This window comes from Pseudomonas sp. PA27(2017), from assembly GCF_001945445.1.
Classification (GTDB): Bacteria; Pseudomonadota; Gammaproteobacteria; order Pseudomonadales; family Pseudomonadaceae; genus Aquipseudomonas.
Genome location: NZ_MSXW01000046.1, coordinates 96,434 through 120,538 on the forward strand (window position 1 = coordinate 96,434; position 24,105 = coordinate 120,538).

Annotated in this window: 25 protein-coding genes; 11 read left to right on the forward strand and 14 right to left on the reverse strand. The window is 64.0% G+C overall.

What is annotated here, in order from left to right; genetic code table 11:
- Positions 1 to 1,029, forward strand: coding sequence for an RES domain-containing protein (locus BVH06_RS18740; RefSeq protein ID WP_167363122.1), 1,029 nt, complete (start codon positions 1 to 3; stop codon positions 1,027 to 1,029).
- Between the two features lie 378 nt (positions 1,030 to 1,407).
- Here BVH06_RS18740 and BVH06_RS18745 read toward each other — a convergent pair whose 3' ends face one another.
- Both BVH06_RS18745 and BVH06_RS18750 read right to left on the reverse strand, forming a co-directional pair.
- Complete coding sequence (locus BVH06_RS18745; protein ID WP_075935082.1) at positions 1,408 to 2,730, reverse strand: APC family permease; 1,323 nt, start codon at positions 2,728 to 2,730, stop codon at positions 1,408 to 1,410.
- Between the two features lie 102 nt (positions 2,731 to 2,832).
- The gene (locus BVH06_RS18750; protein ID WP_075935083.1) at positions 2,833 to 3,648 is read right to left on the reverse strand and encodes a carbon-nitrogen hydrolase family protein; all 816 of its coding nucleotides are present in this window, start codon (positions 3,646 to 3,648) and stop codon (positions 2,833 to 2,835) included.
- Between the two features lie 139 nt (positions 3,649 to 3,787).
- Between BVH06_RS18750 and BVH06_RS18755 the strand changes: the two genes are divergently transcribed.
- Entirely contained in the window at positions 3,788 to 4,570 is a 783-nt protein-coding gene (locus tag BVH06_RS18755) for a LuxR C-terminal-related transcriptional regulator (protein ID WP_075935084.1), read from the forward strand.
- A gap of 24 nt (positions 4,571 to 4,594) precedes the next feature.
- On the opposite strand, the gene BVH06_RS18760 is transcribed toward BVH06_RS18755, so the two are convergent.
- Positions 4,595 to 4,813, reverse strand: coding sequence for a hypothetical protein (locus BVH06_RS18760; protein WP_075935085.1), 219 nt, complete (start codon positions 4,811 to 4,813; stop codon positions 4,595 to 4,597).
- A 194-nt stretch (positions 4,814 to 5,007) separates the two neighbouring features.
- Between BVH06_RS18760 and BVH06_RS18765 the strand changes: the two genes are divergently transcribed.
- Positions 5,008 to 5,229: a hypothetical protein gene (locus BVH06_RS18765; RefSeq protein ID WP_075932051.1), complete on the forward strand. Its 222-nt coding sequence runs from the start codon at positions 5,008 to 5,010 to the stop codon at positions 5,227 to 5,229.
- Here BVH06_RS18765 and BVH06_RS18770 read toward each other — a convergent pair.
- Positions 5,226 to 5,690: a hypothetical protein gene (locus tag BVH06_RS18770; protein ID WP_075935086.1), complete on the reverse strand. Its 465-nt coding sequence runs from the start codon at positions 5,688 to 5,690 to the stop codon at positions 5,226 to 5,228. The genes BVH06_RS18765 and BVH06_RS18770 overlap by 4 nt on opposite strands.
- A 121-nt stretch (positions 5,691 to 5,811) precedes the next feature.
- Entirely contained in the window at positions 5,812 to 6,303 is a 492-nt protein-coding gene (locus tag BVH06_RS18775; RefSeq protein ID WP_075935087.1) for a ProQ/FinO family protein, read from the reverse strand.
- A gap of 243 nt (positions 6,304 to 6,546) precedes the next feature.
- On the opposite strand from BVH06_RS18775, the gene BVH06_RS18780 reads away from it, so the two are divergent.
- Positions 6,547 to 8,178, forward strand: a complete 1,632-nt coding sequence (locus BVH06_RS18780; RefSeq protein WP_075935088.1) for a hybrid sensor histidine kinase/response regulator — start codon at positions 6,547 to 6,549, stop codon at positions 8,176 to 8,178.
- Here BVH06_RS18780 and BVH06_RS18785 read toward each other — a convergent pair.
- Entirely contained in the window at positions 8,159 to 8,962 is an 804-nt protein-coding gene (locus BVH06_RS18785) for a response regulator transcription factor (RefSeq protein ID WP_256575201.1), read from the reverse strand. The genes BVH06_RS18780 and BVH06_RS18785 overlap by 20 nt on opposite strands.
- Positions 8,963 to 9,060: 98 nt before the next feature.
- On the opposite strand from BVH06_RS18785, the gene BVH06_RS18790 reads away from it, so the two are divergent.
- Together BVH06_RS18790 and BVH06_RS18795 are read left to right on the forward strand one after the other, a co-directional pair.
- Positions 9,061 to 9,318, forward strand: a complete 258-nt coding sequence (locus BVH06_RS18790; protein WP_177345401.1) for a hypothetical protein — start codon at positions 9,061 to 9,063, stop codon at positions 9,316 to 9,318.
- Positions 9,319 to 9,481: 163 nt separating this feature from the next.
- A complete protein-coding gene (locus tag BVH06_RS18795; protein WP_075935106.1) occupies positions 9,482 to 10,471 on the forward strand; it encodes an alpha/beta fold hydrolase in 990 nt (329 codons plus the stop codon).
- Positions 10,472 to 10,578: 107 nt separating this feature from the next.
- Here BVH06_RS18795 and BVH06_RS18800 read toward each other — a convergent pair whose 3' ends face one another.
- The gene (locus BVH06_RS18800) at positions 10,579 to 11,748 is read right to left on the reverse strand and encodes an MFS transporter (RefSeq protein ID WP_075935090.1); all 1,170 of its coding nucleotides are present in this window, start codon (positions 11,746 to 11,748) and stop codon (positions 10,579 to 10,581) included.
- Positions 11,749 to 11,842: 94 nt separating this feature from the next.
- On the opposite strand from BVH06_RS18800, the gene BVH06_RS18805 reads away from it, so the two are divergent.
- On the forward strand, positions 11,843 to 12,736 hold the full coding sequence (locus tag BVH06_RS18805; RefSeq protein ID WP_075935091.1) for a LysR family transcriptional regulator: 894 nt from the start codon (positions 11,843 to 11,845) through the stop codon (positions 12,734 to 12,736).
- An 88-nt stretch (positions 12,737 to 12,824) separates the two neighbouring features.
- Here BVH06_RS18805 and BVH06_RS26075 read toward each other — a convergent pair whose 3' ends face one another.
- From BVH06_RS26075 to BVH06_RS18820, 3 genes are all read right to left on the reverse strand, one after another.
- Positions 12,825 to 12,953, reverse strand: coding sequence for a hypothetical protein (locus tag BVH06_RS26075; protein ID WP_256562812.1), 129 nt, complete (start codon positions 12,951 to 12,953; stop codon positions 12,825 to 12,827).
- A gap of 83 nt (positions 12,954 to 13,036) precedes the next feature.
- Positions 13,037 to 13,333: a hypothetical protein gene (locus BVH06_RS18815; protein ID WP_075932064.1), complete on the reverse strand. Its 297-nt coding sequence runs from the start codon at positions 13,331 to 13,333 to the stop codon at positions 13,037 to 13,039.
- A 14-nt stretch (positions 13,334 to 13,347) separates the two neighbouring features.
- Positions 13,348 to 13,845: a MarR family winged helix-turn-helix transcriptional regulator gene (locus tag BVH06_RS18820; protein WP_075935092.1), complete on the reverse strand. Its 498-nt coding sequence runs from the start codon at positions 13,843 to 13,845 to the stop codon at positions 13,348 to 13,350.
- Positions 13,846 to 13,930: 85 nt separating this feature from the next.
- Here BVH06_RS18820 and BVH06_RS18825 point away from each other — a divergent pair, with 85 nt between their 5' ends.
- From BVH06_RS18825 to BVH06_RS18840, 4 genes are all read left to right on the forward strand, one after another.
- The gene (locus tag BVH06_RS18825) at positions 13,931 to 14,833 is read left to right on the forward strand and encodes a DMT family transporter (protein ID WP_075935093.1); all 903 of its coding nucleotides are present in this window, start codon (positions 13,931 to 13,933) and stop codon (positions 14,831 to 14,833) included.
- A complete protein-coding gene (locus BVH06_RS18830; RefSeq protein WP_075935094.1) occupies positions 14,830 to 15,999 on the forward strand; it encodes a cyanate transporter in 1,170 nt (389 codons plus the stop codon). The genes BVH06_RS18825 and BVH06_RS18830 overlap by 4 nt, the downstream gene beginning before the upstream one ends.
- 252 nt (positions 16,000 to 16,251) lie before the next feature.
- A complete protein-coding gene (locus tag BVH06_RS18835; RefSeq protein ID WP_218189501.1) occupies positions 16,252 to 17,553 on the forward strand; it encodes an Nramp family divalent metal transporter in 1,302 nt (433 codons plus the stop codon).
- Between the two features lie 131 nt (positions 17,554 to 17,684).
- A complete protein-coding gene (locus BVH06_RS18840) occupies positions 17,685 to 18,710 on the forward strand; it encodes a UV damage endonuclease UvsE (RefSeq protein WP_075935095.1) in 1,026 nt (341 codons plus the stop codon).
- A gap of 215 nt (positions 18,711 to 18,925) precedes the next feature.
- Here the strand turns inward: BVH06_RS18840 and BVH06_RS18845 are convergent, their stop codons facing one another.
- The 4 genes from BVH06_RS18845 to BVH06_RS18860 form a co-directional block, all read right to left on the reverse strand.
- Positions 18,926 to 20,362, reverse strand: a complete 1,437-nt coding sequence (locus BVH06_RS18845; protein WP_075935096.1) for an efflux transporter outer membrane subunit — start codon at positions 20,360 to 20,362, stop codon at positions 18,926 to 18,928.
- Position 20,363: 1 nt separating this feature from the next.
- Positions 20,364 to 21,422 (reverse strand): HlyD family secretion protein, encoded by a 1,059-nt coding sequence (locus tag BVH06_RS18850; protein ID WP_075935108.1) that lies wholly within the window; start codon positions 21,420 to 21,422, stop codon positions 20,364 to 20,366.
- Positions 21,423 to 21,438: 16 nt separating this feature from the next.
- Complete coding sequence (locus BVH06_RS18855; protein WP_075935109.1) at positions 21,439 to 22,989, reverse strand: MFS transporter; 1,551 nt, start codon at positions 22,987 to 22,989, stop codon at positions 21,439 to 21,441.
- Positions 22,990 to 23,128: 139 nt separating this feature from the next.
- Positions 23,129 to 24,037 carry a LysR family transcriptional regulator gene (locus tag BVH06_RS18860; protein ID WP_075932074.1) on the reverse strand — a complete coding sequence of 303 codons (909 nt, stop codon included), beginning with the start codon at positions 24,035 to 24,037 and terminating at the stop codon, positions 23,129 to 23,131.
- Between the last annotated feature and the right edge of the window lie 68 nt (positions 24,038 to 24,105).

A 24,105-nucleotide genomic window follows, 5' to 3' on the forward strand; every position in this document is an offset into this window, starting at 1 on the left:
ATGCCTAGATGCTGCGTTCGATGCTTTCAAGACTCCGTAATTGTAGCAAAGATCATTTCTGAAGGAGAGATTAGTCGCTGTAGTTATTGCGGAACCAATCAGGTTTCCTGTATAGATCCGAGAGCCTTAACCGATAAGCTTGAGCTGTTTACTTACGGCTTATATGCAGATAAAGATGGCCATCCATTTCCTGAAATCCTGGAACTTTACGGACTTTTTAGCGCGCAAGTCCGAAAACCATTAGAGTTAATCGTCGATATATTTGGAGAAGGTGCCGCCGATCGGCGATTTCAGTTTGAATTCAATATCGCCACATACATGGATCAGTGGGAAGAGTTCAAGCTTGAGCTTAAACATAAAAATCGCTTCTTTCCAAAGGCAACCATTCACTCATCCCTGTTCAGCAGGTCAACTACCGACGGCACAGAAGCCGTTCTATTTCAACTTCTGGAGCAGCTAAAAACCCCTGTAAATGAGAGGGAGAGCTTCTTTAGAGCAAGAATATCGGAAGTCCCGCTGGATGCTAACCAAATGGGCTGCCCCCCTCGCGAGCGAGTTACAGGAGGCAGGGCGAACCCACTTGGAATTCCTTACCTTTATGTTGCGGATGATCTACTAACCTGCATTAGCGAGGTAAGGCCTAGCAACTCAAGCTGTGTATATGTCTCTGAGATCACTCCAGTCCGGGAGCTCTCTGTTTTAGATCTAACCTCGCCACGAAAACTGTGTTCCGCCTCTGCTTTTGGGGAAGAGCAATTATACGCTGCATTAGGATTTCTTGGACTTCTTGAGCTGTTCTCCGAAGAACTATCCAAGCCTATTCGGCCGGAAAATGGAAATTTAGACTATATTCCTACTCAGTTCCTTTGCGAATTTATCAAGAGCGAAGCAAAGTTCGATGGAATTATTTTCAATAGTTCATTCGGAGGTGGGAAAAATTTCGTGTTCTTTGATGGTGACAATTTAACCCCTGCGATGCCGAAGAAGTATGTAGTTCACAGAACGTTTCATGAGTATGAGCCTGGATGAAAAGGCTCATTTTCTTCAAGCACGGAGCAAGGAAGAGGCAGATGTCCCCATACACCAATAAGTCAGATTTGGGCCGATAGCAGCCACTTCCACGCCTTGCCCTCTCCCCTCACCCTGCAATGTGGCCGACAAGTGCTCGTTGCAAGCAGCAGTCGAGTGTCGGGCGGTGTCGCTGGCCAAGCTGTTGCGGCGAATGCCAGAGTCGGAGCTGACCAATAGCGCCAGTACGCTGCTGAGCGAATTGATCCTGCTCTACCACCTGGCTATTGCCCTGGCAGCCGGGAGGGTCCCGCAGATGTCCGGAAAGCGCGATTTGCCCGACGCTGGTTGTGCACGCTCTACGAGCCGCCTGCCAGGGCGGCTCGCACCACCTGGTTTCTACTCGGCTTCGAACTGCAGCTGCGGTGGCTGGCGGCGCAAGCCGCCGGTCAGCCAGAGCAGGTAGAGGCCGCCGAGTACCAGCCAGGCGCAGCCGAGCATGATCGCCAGTCGGTCGAGGCTGGCCATCAGCCACAGCGTGGCCAGCAGGCCGATCAGTGGGCAAAGCACATAGAGCAATAGTTGCAGCGGGCCGCGCGCCTGGGGTTGGCGGGTGAAGTGGACGATCACCGAGAGGTTGACCAGGCTGAACGCCAGGAAGGCGCCGAAGTTGATGAACGAGGTCGAGGTGGTCACGTCCAGTTTGAGGGCCAGCAGCGCCACCACGGCGCACACTAGGATAGCGCCCACCGGCGTGCCGAAACGCGGGCTCAGGGTGCCGAGCAGCGCGCGAGGCAGCACGCCGTCGCGGCCCATGGCGAACATCAGCCGCGAGGCACTGGCTTGGGCCGACAGCCCGGAGGTGAACTGGCCGACGATCAGGCCGATCAGGAACACCGACACGAACACATCGCCGCCGATATTGCGGGCGATTTCGTAGGCTGCCGAGTCGCTGCTCTGGAACACCACCGAAGGATGAGCCAGTTGCACGAAGTAGGCGGTGGCCACGAAGATCAACCCGCCGATCAGGGTGATCAGCAGGATCGCCCGCGGGATGGTGCGCTCGGGGTCGTGGGTTTCCTCGGTCAGGGTGCTGACCGCATCGAAACCCAGAAACGAGTAGCAGGCCACCGCCGCCCCGGCCATCACCAAAGACAGGTTCATGCCCTCACCGAAAAATGGCTGCAGCGACCACAAGGGTTTGCTGGAATCGCCCAGCACGTAGTGCACGCACAGCGCCACGAAGGCCAGCAGCACCAGGAACTGCACCAGCATCAGCACACCGTTGATGCCTTTGGCCAGGCGCAGCCCCACCACGTTGATCACGCTGGTGACCACGATGAAGGTCAGTACCCACAGCGCCTGGGGCAACTGCGGGAACGCCGAGTGCAGGTAGGCCGCGCCGATCAGCCAGATGGCCATGGGCAGGAACAGGTAGTCGAGCAGCACCGCCCAGCCGGCGATGAAGCCCAGGTGATCGCTGATGCTGCGGCGCACGTAGCTGTAAGCCGACCCGGCAACCGGGAACAACCGGGCCATGCGGGCATAGCTGAGCGCGGTGAAGAACATCGCCACCGAGGCAGCCACGTAAGCAGCCGGCACGGCGCCGCGAGTGATCTCGGCGAGAATGCCGAAGGTGCCGAGCACGATGATCGGCGTCATGTAGGCGATGCCGAACAGCACCACCGCGCCCAGGGAAAGGGATCGTTGCAGACGAGCCATTACTTGCTACTCCAGTTTTATACGTTGTTATGGCAGAGCCGAAGTCGGCAAAAGCGCGCGGCCGGGCCGCAGCGGGCGCTTCTATGGCGCCCGGCAGGTCAATCAGGGAATCAGTAGCTCACGCAGGCCGTTGGCGTGGTCGACACGCGTGCCCGGCAGCGCCATGCGCCGCTCTTCCAGGTAGCGGTAATCGCGGCGGGCTTCGGCCAGGCGCTGGAAGTCCAGGGTGATGCTCTGTCGGCACGGCTCGCGGCCGGCTTCCAGCAGCAGGCTGCCATTGGGGTCGACCACCGCGCTGCCGCCGGCGAACACCAGGCCGCCGTCGCCCTCGCCCACACGGTTGCTCATCACCGCGTAGGCCTGGTTCTCCATGGCCCGCGCCATGATCGCGGTGCGGTGCGTCGGCCCGTACGGATCCATGTTGCCGTTGGTGACGATCAGCAGTTCGGCGCCCAGCTCGCCCAGGGCACGGGCGCTTTCCGGGAACTCGATGTCGAAGCACACCAGCAGGCCGACCCGCACGCCGTCGAGCAACGCCGTGGCGTAGCGATCGCCCGGGGTGAACACGCCACGGTCGGACGCCCACAGATGGGTCTTGCGGTAGCTGAGCAGCAGGTTCTGCCCGTCCAGCAGCACCGTGGTGTTGTAGAAGGTGCCACCGTCGTTCTCGGCGAAGCCGATGGCCACTGCTAGCCCGCGTGCGGCGGCGGCCTGGCCGATGGCGGTCAGGCTGGGGCCATCCAGCGGCTCGGCCAGCGCGGCGATGTTGTCTGCGGTCGGGAAACCGGTCAGGTAGGTTTCCGGGAACACCAGCAGGCGCGTACCCGCCTGGCACGAGGCGATGGCCTCCAGGGCCTGGGCGAGGTTGTGGGCCGTATCACCGTCACGTCCGGTGAGCTGAGCGAGTTCGACTTGCATGACGGGGCTCCGTTCTTGTTGTTGCATCACGCGGGGGGCGCACACAGAATGCCGACACCCATCCGCCGGGGTTCGAGTATGGAGGCTGAGCCACCCAGGCGAAATCACGCACGCGGGGTAACCCCACAGGGGTAGACAGATGACCATGACCTTGCACGACATCGCCTTCCACCGCAGCGTGGCCGAGCTCATCGAGGCGCTGCACAGCCCGCCATTCTGGCGCACCCTGGCCCGCACCCTGGCGCAATACGTGCACCACGACAGCTGGGTGGCGCTGATCTTCAGCGAAGGTCGCCCCCAGGTACTGGCCGAGAGCCCCGGCAACGACGGCGCGCCGGATCTGCTGTTCCAGGACTACCTGCACGGTCTCTACCTGCTCGACCCCTTCTACATCGCCAGCCGCGAGAGCACGCGTGAAGGCCTGGTGCACCTGAGCGAGGTCGCGCCGGAATGCTTCGATCAGACGGACTACTACCAGCGTTACTTCAGCCTCAACGTGGTCGCCGACGAGGTGCAGTTCAACGTTGCCTTGCCCGATGCACGTACCCTGTGCCTGTCCCTGGGCTCACGGCAACGCTTCCAGCCGGAGCAGATCGCCCTGCTCTCCCTGCTGCAACCCTGGGTGGCAGCGCTGATGCGCCAGCGTCTGGGCTTCGAGCCCGAACCCAGCGAGCCCACCGCCGCACCACCCTGGCAGGAGCGCCTGGAGCAGATGGCACATCAGGTGGAAACGGTGCTGACCGGCCGCGAGCTGGAAGTGGTGCGCCTGATGCTCGCCGGCCATTCCAGCAAGGAGGTCGCCCGCAAGCTGGCCATCTCCTCGGAGACCGTGAAGGTGCACCGCAAGCACCTGTACAGCAAGCTGGGAATCAAATCGCAGTCGGAGCTGTTCGCCCTGTTCCTGCAAGCGCAGCGCGGCTAGCCACAGCGACCTGCAGCTAGGCGATCAGCGAGGGTGAAGCGAGATGCTCGGCTGGCTGCTGCCCGGCACCACCACCATCAGGCAGGCGGGTAGTTTGCCGCGCAGGCGCGCGGGCATTTCCACGGCGAAGGCGATGCGCCAGTGGCTGCCCTCACGAATGGAGTCGAGTCGGTAGCTGCCGACGTCCTCTTCCGAGAGGCCCAGATAATCGGCGAGTTGGCGATTGGTAGGTTTGGCGCTCATAGATAACCCTTTCCATGGATTTCGACAGGCACACAAGAAGGCAAGGCCGCCACTGTTTCGCGGCGTTATTGCAGAGTGGTTCATGTTCTGGCGATATGCAAAATAAAACCGGAACCATTTGCAACAGCCCATCTCGGATTTAGATCGCGTTCACACTTTCTGTGCCTGCAGCCACTTTCACGGAAGACAAAACAATGAATCTGAGCGAACACCCCGTCCAGGATCTTTCCGCCGACATCCTCAAATGTTTGCCCATGGGCATGGCTCCGCGCCTGGAAGCCCTGGTGGCTGCACAGAACTCGACCATCACCGACGAAATCATTCGTGCCATCGAAGCGCACCTGTGCAGGCAATCCAAGGCCAACATCCTGGCCATTGCCCGCGAGGCCAACGTGCTGCTGCAACGCGAAGCCTAGTCAACGGCGCTGCGGTCGCCTGGTTCGACCCGCTGCACCACCACTTCCTGCTGGGTGTACATGTCCGTCAGCACCACGTCGCCGTCGCTGAAATCCGGGGTGATCATCACCGAGCGGATCAGCCTCACCTCTTGCCCTTCGCGCTTCTGAATGTTTTCGAACGCCACCACGATCGACTTGTTGCGCCAGTGCCCGACATCGAAGCCACCGGCGGCGATGAACTGCCCGATATCGCGCTCATCGTTGAAGGCCGCCGCCGGCAATACCAGCGGCCGATCCCCGAGGAACACTTCGAAGTACTGGTGGCTGCTCGCCGGGAAGTTACGCACGATCACATGCTCGATGCGCCAGTGATACACCGAGTTCTCGTAGACCACCTTGCGCTCCACCGGCTTGCCGGTGCATGCAGTGAGCAGCGACAGGAGCAAGGCGCCGAAACACAGGCCTAGTTTACGCAGCATGAAGGATGGCTCCTCGCAAGGCATGGCGCTGCCCTGAACGAAAGGCTGACGCCGTTCGCCCTGGCAGCGGTTCGCAGGGTTTCGCTGACGCGGTAAAGCTGAGCGCGCGGTGGCCGCGCTGTCAGGCATCGCTCTCAGCGGTTGCAGCCGACTCTTTCGGCTTTTGCTGAGCGCGGCGCATCTGGCTGCGCTGCCGCCTGGCCTGCTGCTTGGCATGCAGCGCCTGGGCCGCGGTCACGGTACCAGCCGGCTGGCCGTTCAGATCCAGGCGCGGAGCATCTTCGACCATGCTGGCCCAGTAGCGACCGCCCCTGCACCAGGATGCCAGGCCGAGCTTGAGCTGCTCCTGGGTGATGCCCAGCTTCTCCAGATGCTGCTCGGCATCCTTGAGAATGCCTTCCTTGAGCGGCACCTTCGGCGCAGGGTTGACCGGGAAGGCCAGCGGGAAGTGCTTCTGCAACCGCCAGATCGCCTCCAAGGCAGGATCCTGGTCCTGAGGCTTGCGTGGCGCGGCAGGCTGGCGCTTGCGCTGCTTGGTACTCTCGGTCTTCACCTGCTCTTTCTTTTCAGCTCGCAGGCGGTCGCGTAGATCAGCTAGTTGCTCAAAACCCATCGTTCAGTTCACAGCTTGGTGGTTGATTAAAGGCGCAAGCTTATCCCATGCAGCCCTTCAGGGCAGCCCACAGGGGCATTTACTGTTGGCTTCGCCGTTGGGCACCTGCCAAAGCGAGCGCTCGAAGGGTTCGCGGAACACCCGCAAGAACCCTGTTTTCAGCCTTGCCAATCCACCTGTGGCCCCTCTCGGCAATGAATTCCGCTAAGGTCGTCCGCTCGATCAGGTTTCGGAAGCCCCTTCATGAAGTCGCTGTTTCGCTTAGAGGATTTGGAGTTCAGCCAGGCGCAACTGCGCCTGGTGGTGGTTTTCGTCGTATCGCTCTATGCCGTGATCATGTATCCACTGGGGCTGCTCGACGCCGAGCTGCTCAAGGCCGTTCTGGTTACCGGCACGCTATTCACGCTGCTGTCGGTGCTGCTGCTCGCCCATCTCTGGTTCCTGCCGCAGCCCATGGTGTGGCGACGGGTTGCCGCCATGCTGCTGGACAACCTGGGCGCCTGCGCGGTGATGATCCTCGGCCAGGAGGCGCTGCTGCCCACGTTCTGCGTGCTTTTGAGCATGACGGTCGGCAATGGCGTACGCTTCGGCCGGCCCTATCTGATTCTGGCCACCACCTTTGGCCTTGCGTCCCTCACCCTCATCGCGCTCTTCGTGCCCTTCCTGCAGGAGCATCCGGCGGTTCTGGTGATGATGGTGCTGAGCATGCTGGTGCTGCCCACCTTCAGCTATTTTCTGCTGGGGCGTTTGCAGGAGGCCATGGCAGCTGCCAAGCGCGCTGACCAGGACAAGTCGCGCTTTCTGGCGCAGGCCAGCCACGACCTGCGCCAACCCATCCACGCCATCGGCTTGTTCACCACCTGCCTTCGCGGCACTCCGCTCAATGCCGAGCAGCATCAGCTGATCGACAGCGTCGACCGCTCCCTGCTCAGCGTCGAGCAGCTCTTCCGCTCGCTGCTCGACATCTACACGCTCGACCAGCAGCAGGTGATGCCGCGCAAACAGACGGTGGACCTGCATCGGCTGCTGGTCGACCTGAAGAAGCAGAACGGCGAGGCCGCGCGCTGGGCCGGGGTGGATATCCGCCTACGCGGCGCCGCCACCCTGACCTACAGCGACCCCGCGCTGCTCGGCACCCTGCTGCAGAATCTGATATCCAACGCCATCAAGTACGCGCCAGGCAGACCGTTGCTCATCGCCTGTCGCCGGCGTGGTTCGACCCTCACCGTACAACTGCATGATCGCGGCCCGGGCATTGCCGAGGAGCACCTGCCGCACCTGTTCGAAGAGTTCTATCGCGTACGCCAGGAACGTGACCGCGACGTGGAAGGCATCGGGCTGGGGCTGAGCATCGTTCGGCGCATCGCCACCCTGCTCGACCTGCAGATCAGTGTCGCGTCGAAAGTCGGCCGCGGCACCTCGATCACCCTGGCAGGCCTGCCCGCAGTCACGCCCCAACGGACCGCCCAGGCACTACCGTCAGCCGAGCCTGTCGCCGATCTGCAAGGCATTCACGTGCTGCTCATCGAGGATGACCGCAGCGTGCTGGAGGCGATGGCCAAGCTACTGCGCGCCTGGGGCTGCCAGGTGACCGCCATCGACGGCCCACCCAATGCAGCGTTGCCTTGCGATGTGGTGGTGACGGATTTCGATCTGGGCCACGAGGCCACCGGCATCGAGTGCCTGGCACAACTGGAGAAGTGGCATGGCCGCCCGTTACCGGCCGTGATTCTCACGGGCCACGACCCGCAGAAAATCCGCTCGGCGCTACCGGATCCACGCATACCGCTGCTCTCCAAACCTGTTCGCTCAGCCGAACTGCAACGGGTCATCGCCGAATTGGCTGGGCGCCGGGTCAGCGCTCCCCTTCACTGACCTGAGCAGTGCGACTTGCAGCGCCCAGCCCATGTCGGGCGCCTAGCGCCGCGGCTGCCGAACGCGAACTCAGTTTGAGAACGCTGAGCAGCGCCGACACGTGAATACGCACGGTAAAGGGCGAGATGCGCAGAATCTGCGCGATCTCCTTGTTGCTCAGGCCATCGGTGATCAGCTGCAGCACCTCGAATTGCCGCGCCGTGAGCGACGAGAAACAATCGGCGGCAGCCGGCGGCTCGTACGCGGTAAAACTGCCCTGGGACGCACAGCGCACCACAGGCTCGCCATTCAGCGCGGCCGCAAGCGCCTCCGCGACTTCGCTCGGGGGAAGCGACTTGCCGATAAAGGCGCTGGCCCCCTGGTTCATCACGCGCTCGACCACCAGCGGGTCTTCGCGCATCGATACCACCACCAGCAACGAGGCGGGAAACTCCAGGCGCCAGTCGGCAATGGATGCCCACGCGTTATCGCTCGAATACATCAGATCCAGCAGGATGCCCGCCGGAGCCTGCGCTCGCGCCAGTTGCAAAGCCTCGTCCAGCGTCGCCGCTTCCCTGATCATGGCCTCCGGTCGCGCCTGCGCGAGCAACCGCACCAGCCCATCACGAAAAAGCGGGTGATCGTCGGCGACGATGAAAAGATCATGGGGCATCTGCGTTGAGCATCCGGGCGTCTGTGGTCGACACCATACTCCATCGTCGTCGGCGTCGCAGCCTGGGTGTAGCTGGCCGATTTGCAGAAAACCGGCCATCTTTCGATTCAAGCGGCAACGCTTGCCGATCATGTAAGCATCATCTGCGTCGCCTGGTAGGAGGCTTGCGTCGTTGGCGGCGCCAGCTTGCGCGCCGACACCACTTAGCTTCTGCAAAAAGAGACTTGAGAATGGCAAACAAAATGGAGCTTCATGAGCGCTTGGATGAAGTCAGGGACTCGGTAACCTTCCTGGAATTCGCGCAAGCCCTTGTAAAAGACAAAGGGGCCGATAACGGTGACTGGCAGAACATCTCGATAGAAGACTTTCTTGAGAGCGCTATTGCCTGGGCCGAGGACAGCGACTTTGGTTTGAAACAAGGGCTAGCGTCATCCAATCCGTGGCAACAGTTCGCGGTCTTTCTGTACTGCGGGAAGATTTATGAGTGATGCGCTGTGCTGTGTAGCGAATTGTGCAGATCAGCATTAAGGTACGAGTCAGAGCCCATGAATCTGGTATTTCGCGTTGTCGCACCGTACATACGCGCTAGCCATAACCGAGATAAATATGCCGCGTAATAATCTCGGCCGTTGGCCAGGCCGCTGCAAACGGATGTTACTCACCCTCACGCTGCTGGCGACGGCCCTTTACGCCGGGCTCAGCAGTGCTGCCCCCTATGTAATGCGCCTGGGCCAGAACGCGCCCTATGATTTTCTCACTTACGCCAATGCAGATGTGACGAGCGCCAGCCGCGCTTCACGGGCCGTGGTGCTGGTGCACGGGGTGCGGCGCAACGCCGACGACTATTTCGAAACGGGCCTCAAACTGCTGAATAACGCAGGCCTCGATGCCAGCGACAACCTTCTACTGTCGCTCAACTTCCTGACCGCCGAGGATCGCCGCGCAGGTAACGACATGCCTCTGTGGGCGCGGGACAAATGGATGCACGGCACGGCGTCGGAGCAAGGTCGGCCGGGAATCGAGGCATTTGCGGTGCTCGATGACGTGCTGGCGTACCTGGCGGATCGCAAGCGCTTCCCTGCGCTGAAGGAAGTGGTGCTGATCGGCCATTCGGCCGGCGGCCAGCTGATGCAGCGCTACGCCGTGCTTGGCGAAGGCGATGGACGCCTGGGGCGCCAGGGCATTGCGGTGCGCTATGTGATTTCCAGCCCTTCGTCGTACCTATATCTCGACGGCGACCGGATGCAGGCGGGCAATATCGGGCCCGTTTCCGTCGCCGACTGCCCGGATTACAACCGCTACCGCTATGGCCTGGAGGCAGCACCGCCGTACCTGGCGCGCCAACATCTGGGTGTCGAGCAGTTGGTTCGCCGCTACGCTGCCCGCGATGTGACCTTCATGGTCGGCGAGCGTGACGACAACCCCGAACACCGCGTGCTGGATCGCTCCTGCGCCGCCGCGCTCCAAGGCCCCAATCGGCTGGAGCGCCAGCGCAATTACCTGCGCTACGAGGCGTATCTCTCGCAAAAGTGGGGCGTCGCCATCCATCATCCGCAGATAACCGTGGCTGGCGTAGGCCACGACGCGGCGAGGCTTTTAACGCGGGATAGCGTTGCCAGGCGGTTGTTTCCCGAACACTAGGCTCACAAGCCAAAACAGCGCGAACTCAGGAGCGCCAGCGGACGGTCTGCCTGCCAAGGCAAAAGACGTACTGCTTAGCCCCTACGCTCTAGCCGCCCTGCCCCCAATCAACGGCATATCGCCGCAGCCACCGCCCTGGATCGCCAGGCAAACCCCAACACCATCAGCAGCCCGAGCGCCGCCATCGCCGCGCCGGCCAGGGAAATTGCCGGGTAACCGAGACCCGCGCTGATCACCGCGCCACCCAGGGCCGCACCAACGGCGTTGCCGAGGTTGAAGGCGCCGATGTTCACGGCCGAAGCCAGGTTGGGGGCGTCCTTGGCGGCTTCCATCACGCGCATCTGCAGCGGCGGCACGATGGCGAAACTGGCGATACCCCAGATGAGGATGGCGACGGCGGCCGGAAGCGGCCAGCGCATCAGCACCGTGAAGGCCAGCAGCACCAGGATAAGCGCGCCCAACGAGGCGATCAGGGTGCGGTCGATGGAGCGATCGGCCGCCTTGCCGCCCCACATGTTGCCCAGCGTCAGGCCCACGCCGTAGAGCACCAGCATGGCGGTGATGAAGCTGGTGGAGGCATGGGTCTGGGTGCTGAGGATCGGCGCGATGTAGGTAAATACGGTGAACATCGCACTGGATCCGACCACGGTCAGGGCCAGTGCGGCGAGTACCGGGCCACGACCCAGCACGCGGATTTCGGCGAGCACGCCATCGCTCTTCGGCAGCTCGACGTTGGGCAGGGCGAACCACAGCGCGAGCATGGTGATCAGGCCTAGGCCGGCAATGCCCCAGAACGCCGTGCGCCAGCCGAGCAGCTCGCCGAACCAGGCAGCCAGCGGCACACCGCCGATGGTCGCCAGGGTCAGGCCCATGAACATCGCAGCGACTGCGCCAGCCCGTTTGTCCGGTGCGACCAGGCTGGCGGCGACTACCGAGCCGACGCCGAAGAAGGCGCCGTGGTTGAGCGAGGTGACCACCCGGGCGATCAGCAGGCTGGTGTAGTCGGTGGCCAGGGCGGACATCAGGTTGCCAAGGGTGAAGATCGCCATCAGCCCGATCAGCAGGTAGCGCCGGGGAATCTTGCCGGTGGTAAGGGTCATCAGCGGCGCGCCGATCAGTACGCCGATGGCGTAGGCGCTGACCAGCAGGCCGGCAGCGGGAATCGACACGCCCAGATCGCTGGCGATGCCGGGCAACATGCCCATGGGGGCGAACTCGGTAACGCCGATGCCGAAAGCACCGATGGCGAGCGCGACGAGGGGTGGATTGATACGCATGAGAGGCTCCTTATCTATGCCGCAAATGCTACGATCCCGCTCTCAATGGCGGTAGGCCGCATTTCTGGCAAACACCTTTGCCTTGGAGGCACAAGTGGACGTAGGCGGCCGATCAGGCGAAATGGAGGTGCTGGTGCGCGTGGCGCAGGAAGGCAGCCTGTCGGCGGCGGCGCGCACACTGGGCCTGACGCCTTCGGCGGTCAGCCGCATCATCGCCCGCACCGAACAACGCCTGGGCACCCGCCTGTTGCTGCGCACCACCCGGGCGATCACTTTCACGGCCGAAGGCGAGGCTTACCTGCGTGGCGCCCGGCGCATCCTCGCCGACCTGGCGGAGGTCGAGGACGCCATCGCCGACCAGAGCGTGCCCAAGGGGCGCATCCGCGTCAGCGCTGCGCTCGGTCATGGCCGGCTGGCCATCGTGCCGCTGGTGGCAGCGTTCAGCGCGCGCTACTCGAACATCGTGGTGGACCTGACCCTGGGTGACGAAGTGGTGGATATTCTCGGCGGCGTGGCTGATGTGGCGGTGCGCTTCGGCCCGCTGCCGGACAGCCCGTTGACCGCCCGCAAGATCGGCGACACCGGCCAGGTGGTGGTGGCCTCGCCCGATTACCTGGCACGCCACGGCACGCCCCAGGTGCCGGAAGATTTACTGCAGCACAACTGCCTGCGCTTCAACTTCCGCCGCGCCGAACCCAACTGGCCCTTCGTGCGTGAAGCCGAGGTGTTCTCCCTGAAGGTGTGCGGCAACATCGAATGCAGCAGCGGTGAGGCCCTGGCACAACTGGCCCGGGTCGGCGCCGGCATCGCCCGCATCGGCGCCTTCACGGTCAACGAGGACATCGGCCGCGGCGACCTGATACCGCTGCTCGAAACGTACAACCCCGGCGAACGGGAACCGATCCACGCCGTGTTCGTCGGCGGCCCGACCATGCCGGCGCGGGTGCGGCTGTTCGTGGATTTTCTGATCGAGCATCACCAGCTGTAGGTGACTGTCGTGCGGCAGACAATGCGCTGCTTGTTCGCCGTTGCGGTTTCGCAGTGGTCGATGGGTCAAACGCTGCTTACCCTAGATGCTAGGCGAGCAAAAAGATGCAAAGGATGGTGATCGACAGGACAGTGAAGATCACGAAGCCGATGAAAGTCGGCAGGAAATACAGGTAGCTGTTGGTGTCCTTGTAACGACCACCTGTCAGTAGCTTCAATATCCATAATCCGAATAGCCGGAAGCCGCGCTCGACTAATCCGCCAAGGTAGTTCACAACCTCATCCATGATGCCCTGCCCACTCACCGATTCAGGCACAGCACGAACAGCAAATAAAGCCCGAACCCCACGACTGGCACCAGATGCCAGAGATTGGACAGCCAGGGCGCCGAGCTCAGGTAGCCGACCACCAGCAGGCCGGCGGTGGCCAGCGAGATGCTGGGGAGCAGCAGCATCAGGGTCGCCAGCAGGCGATCCTGGAAAGGTGTCAGCTCGCTGTTGTTGGCAATGGCGGCGCCCGAGAAGACCACGATCAGGCCTTGCAGGCCGGCGAAGAACAGTTGGGCGAATACGCCAATGATCAATGTCGTGAGGGACATGGGTTCGATTCCTTTCATTCACCCGGTTGCAGGTTGGCCAGCAACTTGCCGGTGAGCGCATGCAGCTGCTGTTTTTCCTCGTCACTGAGGGCTGCGAGTAGGTGTTGCAGGTTAGCAACATGGGCGGTGAGCATGTTGTCGATCAGTTCAAAGCCCGCGGGCGTCAGCGCTACCAGTATGCCGCGGCGATCGGTGGGGTGCTTGTGCCGCTCGATCAGCCCGGCTTTCTCAAGGCGGTCGATGCGGCTGGTCATGCCACCGGAAGAAATCATCGCGCTTTCGTACAACACCGTGGGCATCAGCGCATAGGGCTCACCAGAGCGGCGCAGGGTGGCCAGCACGTCGAACTCGCCGGCCTGCAGGCCATGGCTGGCGAAAAACGGCAGCAGGTGATCGCGGCTAAGCACCTGGGTCAGTTCGCCCAACCTGCCCATCACTGCCATGGCGAAGCCGTCCAGATCCGGGCGTTGTTCACGCCACTGCTCGGCAGCCAGTTGTGCTCGATCCTGCATATCGCCCTCGATTTATCTTGCCATCAAGATACTTTTCAAAAAGAATGTTTGCATCCTAGCGTATCCAGCCCAAGGAGGCACCTGCATGGCAGGCACGCAGCATCGACCCTTTATAGCCCTGGCCCTGCTGTTCACCGTCGGCACGCTGATGGGGCTCACCAGCATTCTGGTCAAACTGGCCGGCAGCGCTGGCTGGCAGCCGATGGCCTATCTGCTGTGGGGCCTGCTGGGCGGTGGCCTGCTGCTGTTGCTGTTCGCCTGGTGGCGGGGCGAGCGACCTGGCATGAGCCTGTCGCAACAACGCTACTACCTGGCCTCGGGCCTGCTCAGCATCGCTGTACCGAACGGCCTGCTGTTCAGCTCCATCGGCCATGTCGGCGCCGGTTTCGCCTCGATGTGCCTGGCCTTCCCGCCCCTGTTCACTTACCTGCTGGCCCTGGCGCTGCGCATGGAAGCGCTCAGCCGCATCCGCTTGCTGGGCATCTGCATCGGCTTGTCCGGCAGCCTGCTGCTGGCCCTGGGCAAACTGCGCGGCGGCGACAGCCCGGCTTTGTGGGTGGTGGCGGCGCTGTGCGTGCCGGTATTCCTGGCGCTGGGCAATATCTACCGAGCCCGATACTGGCCCAGCGGCGCCACGCCGCTGTCGCTGGCGCCCGGCATGCTGCTGGGCGGCGCGCTGCTGTTGGGGCTTACGGCGCTGTTTGGCGTGGACTTCTCGCCCAACCTGAACAGCCCCTTGGCCGTCGGCCTGATGCTGGTGCAGATGCTGTTGTTCGCAGCGGTCTATGCGCTGTTCTTCATCCTGCAGAAGCTGGCGGGTACGGTGTTTCTCAGCCAGATCGGCTCGGTGGCGGCAATCACGGGCGCGGCCATGGCCATCGGCCTGCTCGGCGAGCAGGGCAGCCTGAGCCTCGCGCTGGCGGCGCTGTGCATTGTGGTCGGCGTACTGCTGGTGGCCTGGCGTGCTGCTCAGGAGACCGCACAATGAAAAAGCAGCCCCTGTTGCTCCTGGCGATCATTCTGCTGGGCCTGAACCTGCGACCGGTACTCGCGGCCGTGGGCCCTCTGCTCGACCGCATCCAGCTGGACACGCACCTGGGGCATGTGGGCGCCAGCCTGCTGACCAGCCTGCCGATCGTGATCATGGGCCTCGGCGCCCTGGCTGCGACCTTTCTGCGTGGATGGCTCGGCGAGCGACGCGGCATTCTGCTCGGCACCCTGCTGATCGCCCTCGCCTGCCTGGCCCGCGGCCTGCTGCCGAACGCCACGCCGCTGTTGGTCAGCGCGCTGCTGGCCGGCGCCGGCATCGCCTTCGTACAGGCGTTGCTGCCAGGCTTGATCAAGGCGCGCTTCAGTCATGATGCCGGTCGACTGATCGGTTTCTACAGTTGCGCGATCATGGGCGGCGCGGCCTTCGGTGCTGCGCTGACGCCCTGGCTCGCGCAGTGGCTGGGCTGGGCCTGGGCACTGGCGGCCTGGGCAGCACCGGCCATCGTCGCCTGCGCTGTGTGGAAGCGCGTCGCGCCGGCCGACGAGCCAAACGCGAACAGTTCGGGGGCACCACTCAACCCCTGGCGCTCGCCGCGCGCCTGGCTGCTGATGACGTTTTTCGGGGTCGGCACCGCGGGTTATACGCTGGTGCTCGCGTGGCTACCGCCCTACTACACCTCGCTGGGCTGGAGCGCCGAATCCAGCGGCCTGCTGCTGGCCGCCCTGACGCTCTGCGAAGTGGCGGCCGGCCTGTTGGCCTCGAGCCTGCTGGCACGCTGCCCCGATCGCCGGGTGCTGCTGGGTTTCGTGCTGACGTGCCTGCTGCTCGGGCTTATCGCCCTGGTGGTCGCACCCTTGGCGCTGGTGGCGGTGATCTGCGTGCTGATAGGCATTGGTATCGGCGCGCTGTTTCCGCTGTCACTGGTAGTCGCCCAGGACCATCTCGACGACCCACGCCAGACCGGCGACCTGCTGGCCTTCGTACAAGGCGGCGGTTACCTGATCGCCGCCACCTCACCACTGCTCGCCGGCCTGCTGCGCCAGTACACCAACGACCTGCGCCTGAGCTGGCTGATGATGGCCGCAGCCACACTGCTATTGATGATCATGACCGCGCGCTTCAAGCCGGGCAGCGGGCATTTCCATACGCGACTCTGCACGTGACCGGGCTCGGAAACGCCAAGACGTAAGGCAGGCTCGGAAGCGTCAGCGGACAGTCCCCATTTGCGACACTAGGCGCACTGCTTCGCGGGTGCGCCGTATGGTGCGGCTTCGCGAAGTATAGAAACGACCGAGTCGGCAGGCCGCCCCCGCGCACGCCCTGCAACACTTTTCATCTTCCGCTCCTGTGCAAAACGTTTCGGGCGCTATCTAAGCTCCATGAAAATGCCCTAGCGGCGCCCACAGGATGATGCCATGAACGACAATAACGAGACGCGCGCACCTTCGATGGAAGAACCCTCCCAGTCAGCCCCGCCAAGCAGCACGGCGGCGCGCTGGAAGCTCATCGGCCCGGGCATCGTGGTCGCGGTCACCGGGGTCGGCGCCGGCGATCTGGTGGCGACCCTGATCGCTGGCTCGCGCTTCGGCTATGCCTTGCTCTGGGCCGCGGTGGTGGGCTGTATCGTCAAGATCGCCCTTGCCGAGGGTTCGGCGCGCTATCACCTGGCGACCGGCTCGACGATTCTCGAAGGCTGGCGCTCGCTGGGCAAATGGACGTACTGGTACTTCGGTATCTACATCGTGATCTGGGGCTTCGTTTACGGCGGCACGGCGATGAGCGCCACGGCATTGCCGCTGGCCGCGCTGTTCCCGGACGTGATGCCGTTCTGGATGTGGGGCGCATTGTCGGGGATCGCCGGCGCGGTGTTCGTGCTGTTCAACCGCTACAGCGCCTTCGAGACGGTCATGAAGCTGTTCATCGGCATCATGTTCGTCGTAGTGGTCGGCCTCGCCATTCTGGTCATGCCCAACCTCGGCCAGGCAGTGACCGGCCTGGTGCCGAGCATTCCCGAAGGCTCGGCGATCTATACGCTGGGCCTCATCGGCGGCGTTGGCGGCACCATCACCATGGCCTCCTACGGTTATTGGGTGCAGGCCAAGGGTTGGCGCAACCCGGCCTGGATGGGCATGATGCGCCTGGATAACCGGGTGGCCTACATCGCCACCGGCATCTTCGTGATTTCGATGCTGATCGTCGGCGCCGAGCTGCTCTATACCGCCCAAGTCACCCTAGCGGGCGGTGATCGCGGCCTGCTCGACCTCGATGAAATCCTGCGCGAGCGCTTCGGCAGCGTGGTGTCCACCCTGTTCCTGATCGGCTTCGCGGCGACCACCTTCTCCTCGATCCTCGGTGTCTGGCACGGCGTGTCGCTGTTGTTCGCCGACTTCGTGCGCCAGGTGCAGGGCGGCGAGCAGGCCAAAGGTGCCCGGCAAGACCTGGAAAAAACCCCGGCCTTCCGCTTCTACGTGCTCTGGCTGACCTTCCCGCCGATGCTGCTGCTCACCCTGGGGCGGCCATTCGGGCTGGTGATCGCCTACGGCGCCTTCGGTGCGTTCTTCATGCCGTTCCTGGCGCTCACGCTGATCTGGCTGCTCAATTCGCAACGGGTGCCGGCAGAATGGCGCTCGGGCTGGCTGTCCAACGGCCTGCTGGGAATTGCCGCGGCGCTTTTCGTGGTGCTTTGCCTGAACGAGTTGGCCCGCCTGATCGGCTAGGCCCACACCAGCCGCCGCGGGGGTTGGTGGCGCCGTATTGCAAGGGGCACCGGCTGCGCAATTAATCCGGGAGCGTCGCAGCGCTGACCGCGGTCTGAAACTCCCTGCACAGCTGATTCCGAGACTTGCCCATGTCCACACCCCGCATTGGCTTCGCCTGCCAGTACCGCCACCCCGACCGCAGCCTGTCGGCCGGCGAGCTGAAAACCATCGAGGCGGCCTTCAACCCGCGTACCACCACCCTGCGCTGGATGGACAGCGTTGCGCCGGCCGTGGCCCATGAGAAGCTCGCGGAGATCGTAGAGCACAACCTGCTGGCCCAGTTACGATTGCTCGCCTATGTGGTCACCCTGCCCGAACCGTTGCAGATGCTGCGCCTGAGCAGCGACCTGCTGCCGTTCTACAGCCACCCGAAAGTCGCCGCGTTCTACCAGCGACCGGAGATGCAGCAGCGCCTGATCGAAGGCTTCGCAGCCATCGGCGAAATGGCACGTACAGCCAACATTCGCCTGTCCATGCACCCCGGCCAGTACTGCGTGCTGGGCTCCGATCGCCCGGACGTGGTGGAGAACAGCCTCGCCGAGTTCGAATACCACGCCGACATGATCCGCATGATGGGCTACGGCCGCACCTTCCAGGACTTTAAGTGCAACCTGCATATCGCCGGCAAGCTGGGCGGCGATGGCATCCGCGCGGTGTGGCCGCGGCTGTCCCATGAAGCGCGGCAGTGCATCACCTTCGAGAACGACGAGAAGACCTACGGCGTGGATGCCTGCCTGGCGCTGGCCGATCTCGCCCCCGTGGTGCTCGACGTGCACCACTGCTGGATCCACGAGGACGATTACATCGACCCGCACAGCGAGCGCGTGGCGCGGATCATCTACAGCTGGCGCGGCGTCCGCCCGACCATGCACCTGTCGCAGCCCCAGGAGCGCTTGCAGGAGCTGGGGCTGAGTGCCGAGCAAAAGCTGGAAATGCCTGAGGTGCTGAAGGTCGCGCCCAAACGTGAGCTGTACGGCCACAGCGCACGCATGTGGAACGAGTGGACGAACCGCTATGTGCTGCAGTTCCTGGACCGCTTCGACATCATGTTCGAATCCAAGGACAAGAACGTGGCGACCGTGGAGTTCTACGCGCGTTATCTGAAAAACGCCTGAGTCGACGCCAGGCATTACTCGGCACCGCGTTACTCAGCGACCGATGGGAGCCGCGGCGAATGGCTCGGGCAACCTGGATAGCAAAGTGTGTCGGCCATTCGCCCCGGGTCGGGACTCCCACTGGTAGGCAGCGGTTTATCCGGTGCGGTCGGATCGATTCAGTTGCCCAGCAGATCGCCCTGAGTATCGTCGCGCTCGATCCGGCCTACGCCGGCTCAGGCACCCTCGCCTTGTTGTTCCCAGCCGCCACCCAACGCGCGGTACAGGCCGACCAGCGCCAGCGCGGTGGCCTGGCGGCTGTCGAGCAGTTCTTCCTCGTTGCTCAGCAGGGCCTGCTGCACGCTCAGCACGTTGAGGTAATCCACCGTGCCTTGCTGGTATTGCAGCTCGGCATTGTCGAGCGCCACCCGGCTCTGCTCGACCGCTTCGCGCAGGCGATCATGACGGCGTTGCTGGGCCTGGTAGGCGGCCATGGCGTCGTCCACTTCGTGCCAGGCGCCGAGCACGGTGCGCTGGTAGGCGATGGCCGCTTCCTGCTGCTGCGCCGCACGCAATTGCAGGGTGCCGCGCCGGCGCCCGCCATCGAACAGCGGCACGCTGATCGCCGGGCCGATGGCGAAGCGATGGGCGGACCAGCCGTCCAGATCGCTGAGCTGCAACGCCTGTAGGCCAAGATCGCCGGACAGCGTGATGCGCGGATAGAAGTCCGCCTCGGCCACGCCGATGCTGGCGGTGGCCGCGTGCAATTGAGCTTCGGCCTGACGGATGTCCGGGCGGCGGCTGGCCAGTTCGCTGGGCAGGCCGACCGGCACGCGAGGCGGCCCTTGGGGGATGTCGGCCGGCGCGCCCAACTCCGCCTGCAGGCTGCCGGGCGCCTGGCCGAGCAGCAGCGCCAGGGCATTGCCCAGCCGCCGTTCGCGCAGGCGCAGCGGCTCCAGGCGGGCCTCCAGTGACGCCACACGGGAGGCCGCCTCGGCGACTTCCAGGTGGGTAGCCACGCCATCGTCCAGGCGGGTCTGGTTGAGAGTCAGGCTGCGCTGGGCGATCTGCAGGTTCTGCTCGGTGATCAGCCGCAGTTGCTGGGTGCCGCGTAGCTGGATGTAGTCGCTGGCGGTTTCCGCCAGCACCGACAGCGCCACGCCGTCGCGCAGGGCCTGGCTACCGCCGAGTTGCGCATCGGCAGCCTCCACTTCCCGGCGCACGCGGCCCCACAGGTCCAACTCCCAGCTGGCGCCGAGGCCGGCCTGCCAGAGGCTGTAGTCGTCCTTGCCGGCGTTGCCGGACGGGTCGTTGAGGCCTACCTCGCTGTTACGGGCACGGCTGTAACCGGCCCCGCCATTCAGGCTCGGCGCCTGCGCGGCGCCGCTGCTCAGGCGTACGGCGCGGCTCTGCTGGACGCGGCTAGCGGCCAGTTGCAGGTCGAAGTTGCCGGCCACGGCGCGCTGCAGCAAAGCTGAGAGTTGCCCATCGGCGAAGCTTTCCCACCAGCGCGCCTGCACGCTGGACGCTTCGGGCTGGCTGCGTACCGGGCCTTGCTGCAAGGCCCAGGCTTCCGGCAGATGGGCATCGGGGCTGCGAAAATCCGGGCCCAGGGTGCAGGCGCTCAGGGCGACGCTCAGGCCAAGCAGCGTCAGTCGATGAAATCCCTTCATGTCAGTGCGCCTGCGCCAGCTGTCGGTCATCGAGTTGGTGGGTGTCGATGCTCGCCTCCACCGACATGCCGACGCGCAGATAACCCACCACCGGCTGGTCGGCATCGAGCACGATCTTCACCGGGATGCGCTGCACAACCTTGGTGAAATTGCCGGTGGCGTTGTCTGGCGCCACGGCGGCGAAGGTCACCCCAGTGGCCGGCGCCAGGCTCTCGACGTGGCCGCGCAACTGCAGATCCGGGTAGCTGTCGACGCTGATGCTCACCGGCTGGCCCGGGCGCACGCGGTTGAGCTGGGTTTCCTGGAAGTTGGCGACCACGAAGGCCTGCTCCAGCGGCACAACTGCCAGCAGCTCGTTGCCGGGGCTGACGTAGGCACCGACGCGCAGGGCGCGGCGACCGACCATGCCGTCCATGGGCGCACGCAGTTCGGTGTACGACAGATCCAGTTCGGCACGCTGCAATTCGGCGGCAGCCCGCTCGACCGCCGCGGCGGCCGCATCGCGCTGGGCGATGAGGATCGCCGTCTGCTGCCGAGTGGCGGCCAGTGCCGCCTGGTTCTGCTGCTGGCGCGCCAGGGCGGTATCGAAACGGCTTTGCGCCTGCTGGGCATTCTGCAGGGTGCCGGCGCCCTGCCCGGCCAGGTGTTTGTAGCGCTGCAGTTCGTGCTCGGCGAAACGCACTTCGGCCTGATCGGCCTTGACCGTGGCGGCCGCCTGGTCGATCACCGACTGCTGGCGCTGCACGCTGGCCTCGGCATTCACGCGCTGCGCCTCGGCGCTGGCCACGCCGGCCTTGGCCACATCCAGCGCGGCACGGTAATCTCGGTCGTCGATGCGCGCCAGCAGTTGGCCAGCCTTGACGCGCTGGTTGTCCTCGACCAGCACCTCGCTGACGAAGCCGCCGATCTTAGGTGCCACGAGGGTGAAGTCGGCGCTGATGAAAGCGTCATTGGTGCTTTGCTGATAGTGCTCGGCGAACAGCAGTTGCCAGGCGCCCCAGACCAGCAGGCCGGCGACTGCCAGGCCGATCAGCAGAGCGGATTTGCGCAGGGTGTTCATGGTGGTGTCCATCGGTTCAGTGGGCGGCACGCGGCGGATAGATGCGCGTGGGCACGAAGGGAATGATCAGGATCAGCGCGAAGGCGACCAGCGCCACGCACAGGTAGAGGTCGGCGTAGGTCAGCACCAGGGCCTGCTGATGCAGGCGGCTGGCCAGGTGGCTCGCAGCACCGTCGGGCAGCAGCGGCTGGTTGCCGAGGCGGTCGACCAGATTGTTGGAATGCAGATGCAGGCGCGCGGTGGTCAGCAGATCGAGAACCGCGGTGGCCACCACGGCGGCCAGGCCCTTGACGGTATTGAACCAGGCCGAGGCGAACGGCCCCTGGATCGGCTGGATGCTGCCGGTGGAGAGCATCAGCAGCGGCAGAACCGACATCGGTTGGCCAAAGATCTGCAGCAGCTGGATCAGCAGGAAGTCGTCACGAATCCACGCCGAGGTCAGCTGCGAGCCGAGCACGCAGGCCAGCCCCATCATTCCCAACCCAGCCGCCAGCACGTAGCGGCAATCGACCTGACGCAGGTTGCACAGCGCCGCCACCAAGGGCAATGCGAGCAGTTGCGGCACGGCCACCCAGAGCAGCATCGGTGCGGTTTGCAGCGGCCGGTAGCCCTGGACCTGGGCCAGGTAGGACGACGGAATCAGGCTCGCGGCCAATAGCACCAGCAACACCCCGGCCAGGGTGAACAGTGCGAAGGCGAGGTTGCGCGACTTGAGCAGTTGCAGCTTGAAGAACGGCAGCGGATGGTGCCATTCGTTGAGCAGAAACAGCACCAGCAACAGGCAGCCGCCGCCGAGTAGGCTGACGATCAGCGGCGAGTGCAGCCAGTTCAGGCGCTCGCCCTGGAGTAGGCCGATGACCAGCAGATTGATCGCCGACAAGCCGAGCAGCAGGCCGCGCCAGTTGAACTGGGCGAAGCGCTCCAGGCGCAGCGGGTCCTGGGGCAGACCCCAGGCAACGGCGGCCATGGCCAGCAGACTGCCGGGGATGATCTGCCAGAACGCCCACTGCCAGCCAGCGTATTCCACCCAGAAAGCAGCCAGCGGCGTGCCCATGCTGGGGCCGAAGGTCGCCGTCAGCGCATAGGTGCCCAGGCCGTAGAGCTTGATGTTGGCCGGCAGAAAACGCAGCGCCACACTCATCAGCATTGGCGGCAGCGCCCCGCCGGCCAGACCCTGCAGCGCGCGCAACAGCATCAGCACACGTTCGTTGGGCGCCAGCGGCGACAGCAGGCCAAGTAACATGAAGGCGCCGATGGCGCACAGGGTGAAGCGGCGGATCGACAGGGTTACCGCGAACCACGGTGCGAACGCCATGGCGCTGACCGAGGCGGCCATGTAAAGCGCCAGCAGCCAGCTACCTTCGTCATGGCCAATGCCCATGGCGCCGCGGATATCGACCAGGGCGATCTTGGTGACGTTCTCGTTGAAGCCCGAAACCAGCACCGCCAGCAGCACACCGAGCAGGCCGACGACGATGCGCAACCCGAACGGGGTCGCCTGCATCGGCGCGGCTTGAGGGCCGGGAGGCGCGGCAAGGGACGCGGGGGCGAGCGCAGGTGCGTTCATGACGATGCGCACCCGCCCGCGTGGCAGGAGCCAGGCATGCAGAAATATCCAGTAACGTGTTTAGCCCGGCAGTCTAGGGAAAACGACCATTACCGAAAATTGCAATGTTTCTAATCAATGATTGCGCGAAACGCAGCTATCAGACGCCCAGCGCATTCTCTTCGCAGCAGCGCTTGATCAACCCCCTCAGCCAGCGATGGGCCGAGTCGTTGTCGAAACGTGGGTGCCAGGACTGATGGACCCGTACCGGCGACAGCGGCAAGGGGATCTCGAAGCTGCGCAAGGCCAGGCCAAGCTGGTTGCACACGGCGACCACCGGATTGGGCATTGGCAGGATCAGGTCCGAATCGCGCAGCGCCAGAACCGCGGAGAAGAAGCTTGGCGACACGGTGACCACACGGCGCGATAGACCCTGCTGTTCGAGCACCTTGTCGATAGGCCCGCGAGCCAGGCCACGGCGCGACACGCTGATCTGGTCAAAAGCGGCGAAGCGCTCGGCGTTGATCATCTCGTCGAAGATCGGATGATCGGCCCGCGCCAGGCCCACGAAGCGGCTCATGAACAGGCCCTGATGCTTGATTTCCGGCGGCAGTTGTAGCGACGCGCCGATGGCCAGGTCGATGCGCCCGGCACGCATGGCGTCGTCGTCGCCGTCGATTTCCGGCACGAAGCGTAGCATCACGTTGGGCGCCTGCTCGCGAACCAGTTCGACCAGCCGCCCGCCGTAACAGACCATGAAGATATCGTTGGTGCGGATATTGAACGCTCGATCGAGGCTGGTCAGCTCCACCTCCTGGGAACGGAATATGCCGCTGGCCTGCTCGACCAGATCGCGCACTTGCTCGCGCAGCTCCAGGGCCCGCGGCGTCGGCACCAGGCCGCGGCCGGCACGCACCAGAATCGGGTCACCCACCGCTTCGCGGATGCGCGTCAGGGTGCGACTCATGGCTGGCGGGCTGAGATGCATGCGCCGGGCGGCGCCGACCACGCTGCCCTCCTCCAGCAACACATCGAGGGCGACCAGTAGATTGAGATCGGGTAATTGCATCACAGACACGCCTCGAGTGCTGACCAGTGCACAGAGCACAATTCTAGGCATTATTGCTCGGAGGGAAG

Coding starts and splice junctions, on each gene's coding strand:
- BVH06_RS18740 (WP_167363122.1), top strand. CDS start 1: ATGCCTAGATGCTGCGTTCGATGCTTTCAAGACTCCGTAATTGTAGCA.
- BVH06_RS18745 (WP_075935082.1), bottom strand. CDS start 2,730: ATGGCTCGTCTGCAACGATCCCTTTCCCTGGGCGCGGTGGTGCTGTTC.
- BVH06_RS18750 (WP_075935083.1), bottom strand. CDS start 3,648: ATGCAAGTCGAACTCGCTCAGCTCACCGGACGTGACGGTGATACGGCC.
- BVH06_RS18755 (WP_075935084.1), top strand. CDS start 3,788: ATGACCATGACCTTGCACGACATCGCCTTCCACCGCAGCGTGGCCGAG.
- BVH06_RS18760 (WP_075935085.1), bottom strand. CDS start 4,813: ATGAGCGCCAAACCTACCAATCGCCAACTCGCCGATTATCTGGGCCTC.
- BVH06_RS18765 (WP_075932051.1), top strand. CDS start 5,008: ATGAATCTGAGCGAACACCCCGTCCAGGATCTTTCCGCCGACATCCTC.
- BVH06_RS18770 (WP_075935086.1), bottom strand. CDS start 5,690: ATGCTGCGTAAACTAGGCCTGTGTTTCGGCGCCTTGCTCCTGTCGCTG.
- BVH06_RS18775 (WP_075935087.1), bottom strand. CDS start 6,303: ATGGGTTTTGAGCAACTAGCTGATCTACGCGACCGCCTGCGAGCTGAA.
- BVH06_RS18780 (WP_075935088.1), top strand. CDS start 6,547: ATGAAGTCGCTGTTTCGCTTAGAGGATTTGGAGTTCAGCCAGGCGCAA.
- BVH06_RS18785 (WP_256575201.1), bottom strand. CDS start 8,962: ATGATCGGCAAGCGTTGCCGCTTGAATCGAAAGATGGCCGGTTTTCTG.
- BVH06_RS18790 (WP_177345401.1), top strand. CDS start 9,061: ATGGCAAACAAAATGGAGCTTCATGAGCGCTTGGATGAAGTCAGGGAC.
- BVH06_RS18795 (WP_075935106.1), top strand. CDS start 9,482: ATGTTACTCACCCTCACGCTGCTGGCGACGGCCCTTTACGCCGGGCTC.
- BVH06_RS18800 (WP_075935090.1), bottom strand. CDS start 11,748: ATGCGTATCAATCCACCCCTCGTCGCGCTCGCCATCGGTGCTTTCGGC.
- BVH06_RS18815 (WP_075932064.1), bottom strand. CDS start 13,333: ATGTCCCTCACGACATTGATCATTGGCGTATTCGCCCAACTGTTCTTC.
- BVH06_RS18820 (WP_075935092.1), bottom strand. CDS start 13,845: ATGCAGGATCGAGCACAACTGGCTGCCGAGCAGTGGCGTGAACAACGC.
- BVH06_RS18825 (WP_075935093.1), top strand. CDS start 13,931: ATGGCAGGCACGCAGCATCGACCCTTTATAGCCCTGGCCCTGCTGTTC.
- BVH06_RS18830 (WP_075935094.1), top strand. CDS start 14,830: ATGAAAAAGCAGCCCCTGTTGCTCCTGGCGATCATTCTGCTGGGCCTG.
- BVH06_RS18835 (WP_218189501.1), top strand. CDS start 16,252: ATGAACGACAATAACGAGACGCGCGCACCTTCGATGGAAGAACCCTCC.
- BVH06_RS18840 (WP_075935095.1), top strand. CDS start 17,685: ATGTCCACACCCCGCATTGGCTTCGCCTGCCAGTACCGCCACCCCGAC.
- BVH06_RS18845 (WP_075935096.1), bottom strand. CDS start 20,362: ATGAAGGGATTTCATCGACTGACGCTGCTTGGCCTGAGCGTCGCCCTG.
- BVH06_RS18850 (WP_075935108.1), bottom strand. CDS start 21,422: ATGAACACCCTGCGCAAATCCGCTCTGCTGATCGGCCTGGCAGTCGCC.
- BVH06_RS18855 (WP_075935109.1), bottom strand. CDS start 22,989: ATGAACGCACCTGCGCTCGCCCCCGCGTCCCTTGCCGCGCCTCCCGGC.
- BVH06_RS18860 (WP_075932074.1), bottom strand. CDS start 24,037: ATGCAATTACCCGATCTCAATCTACTGGTCGCCCTCGATGTGTTGCTG.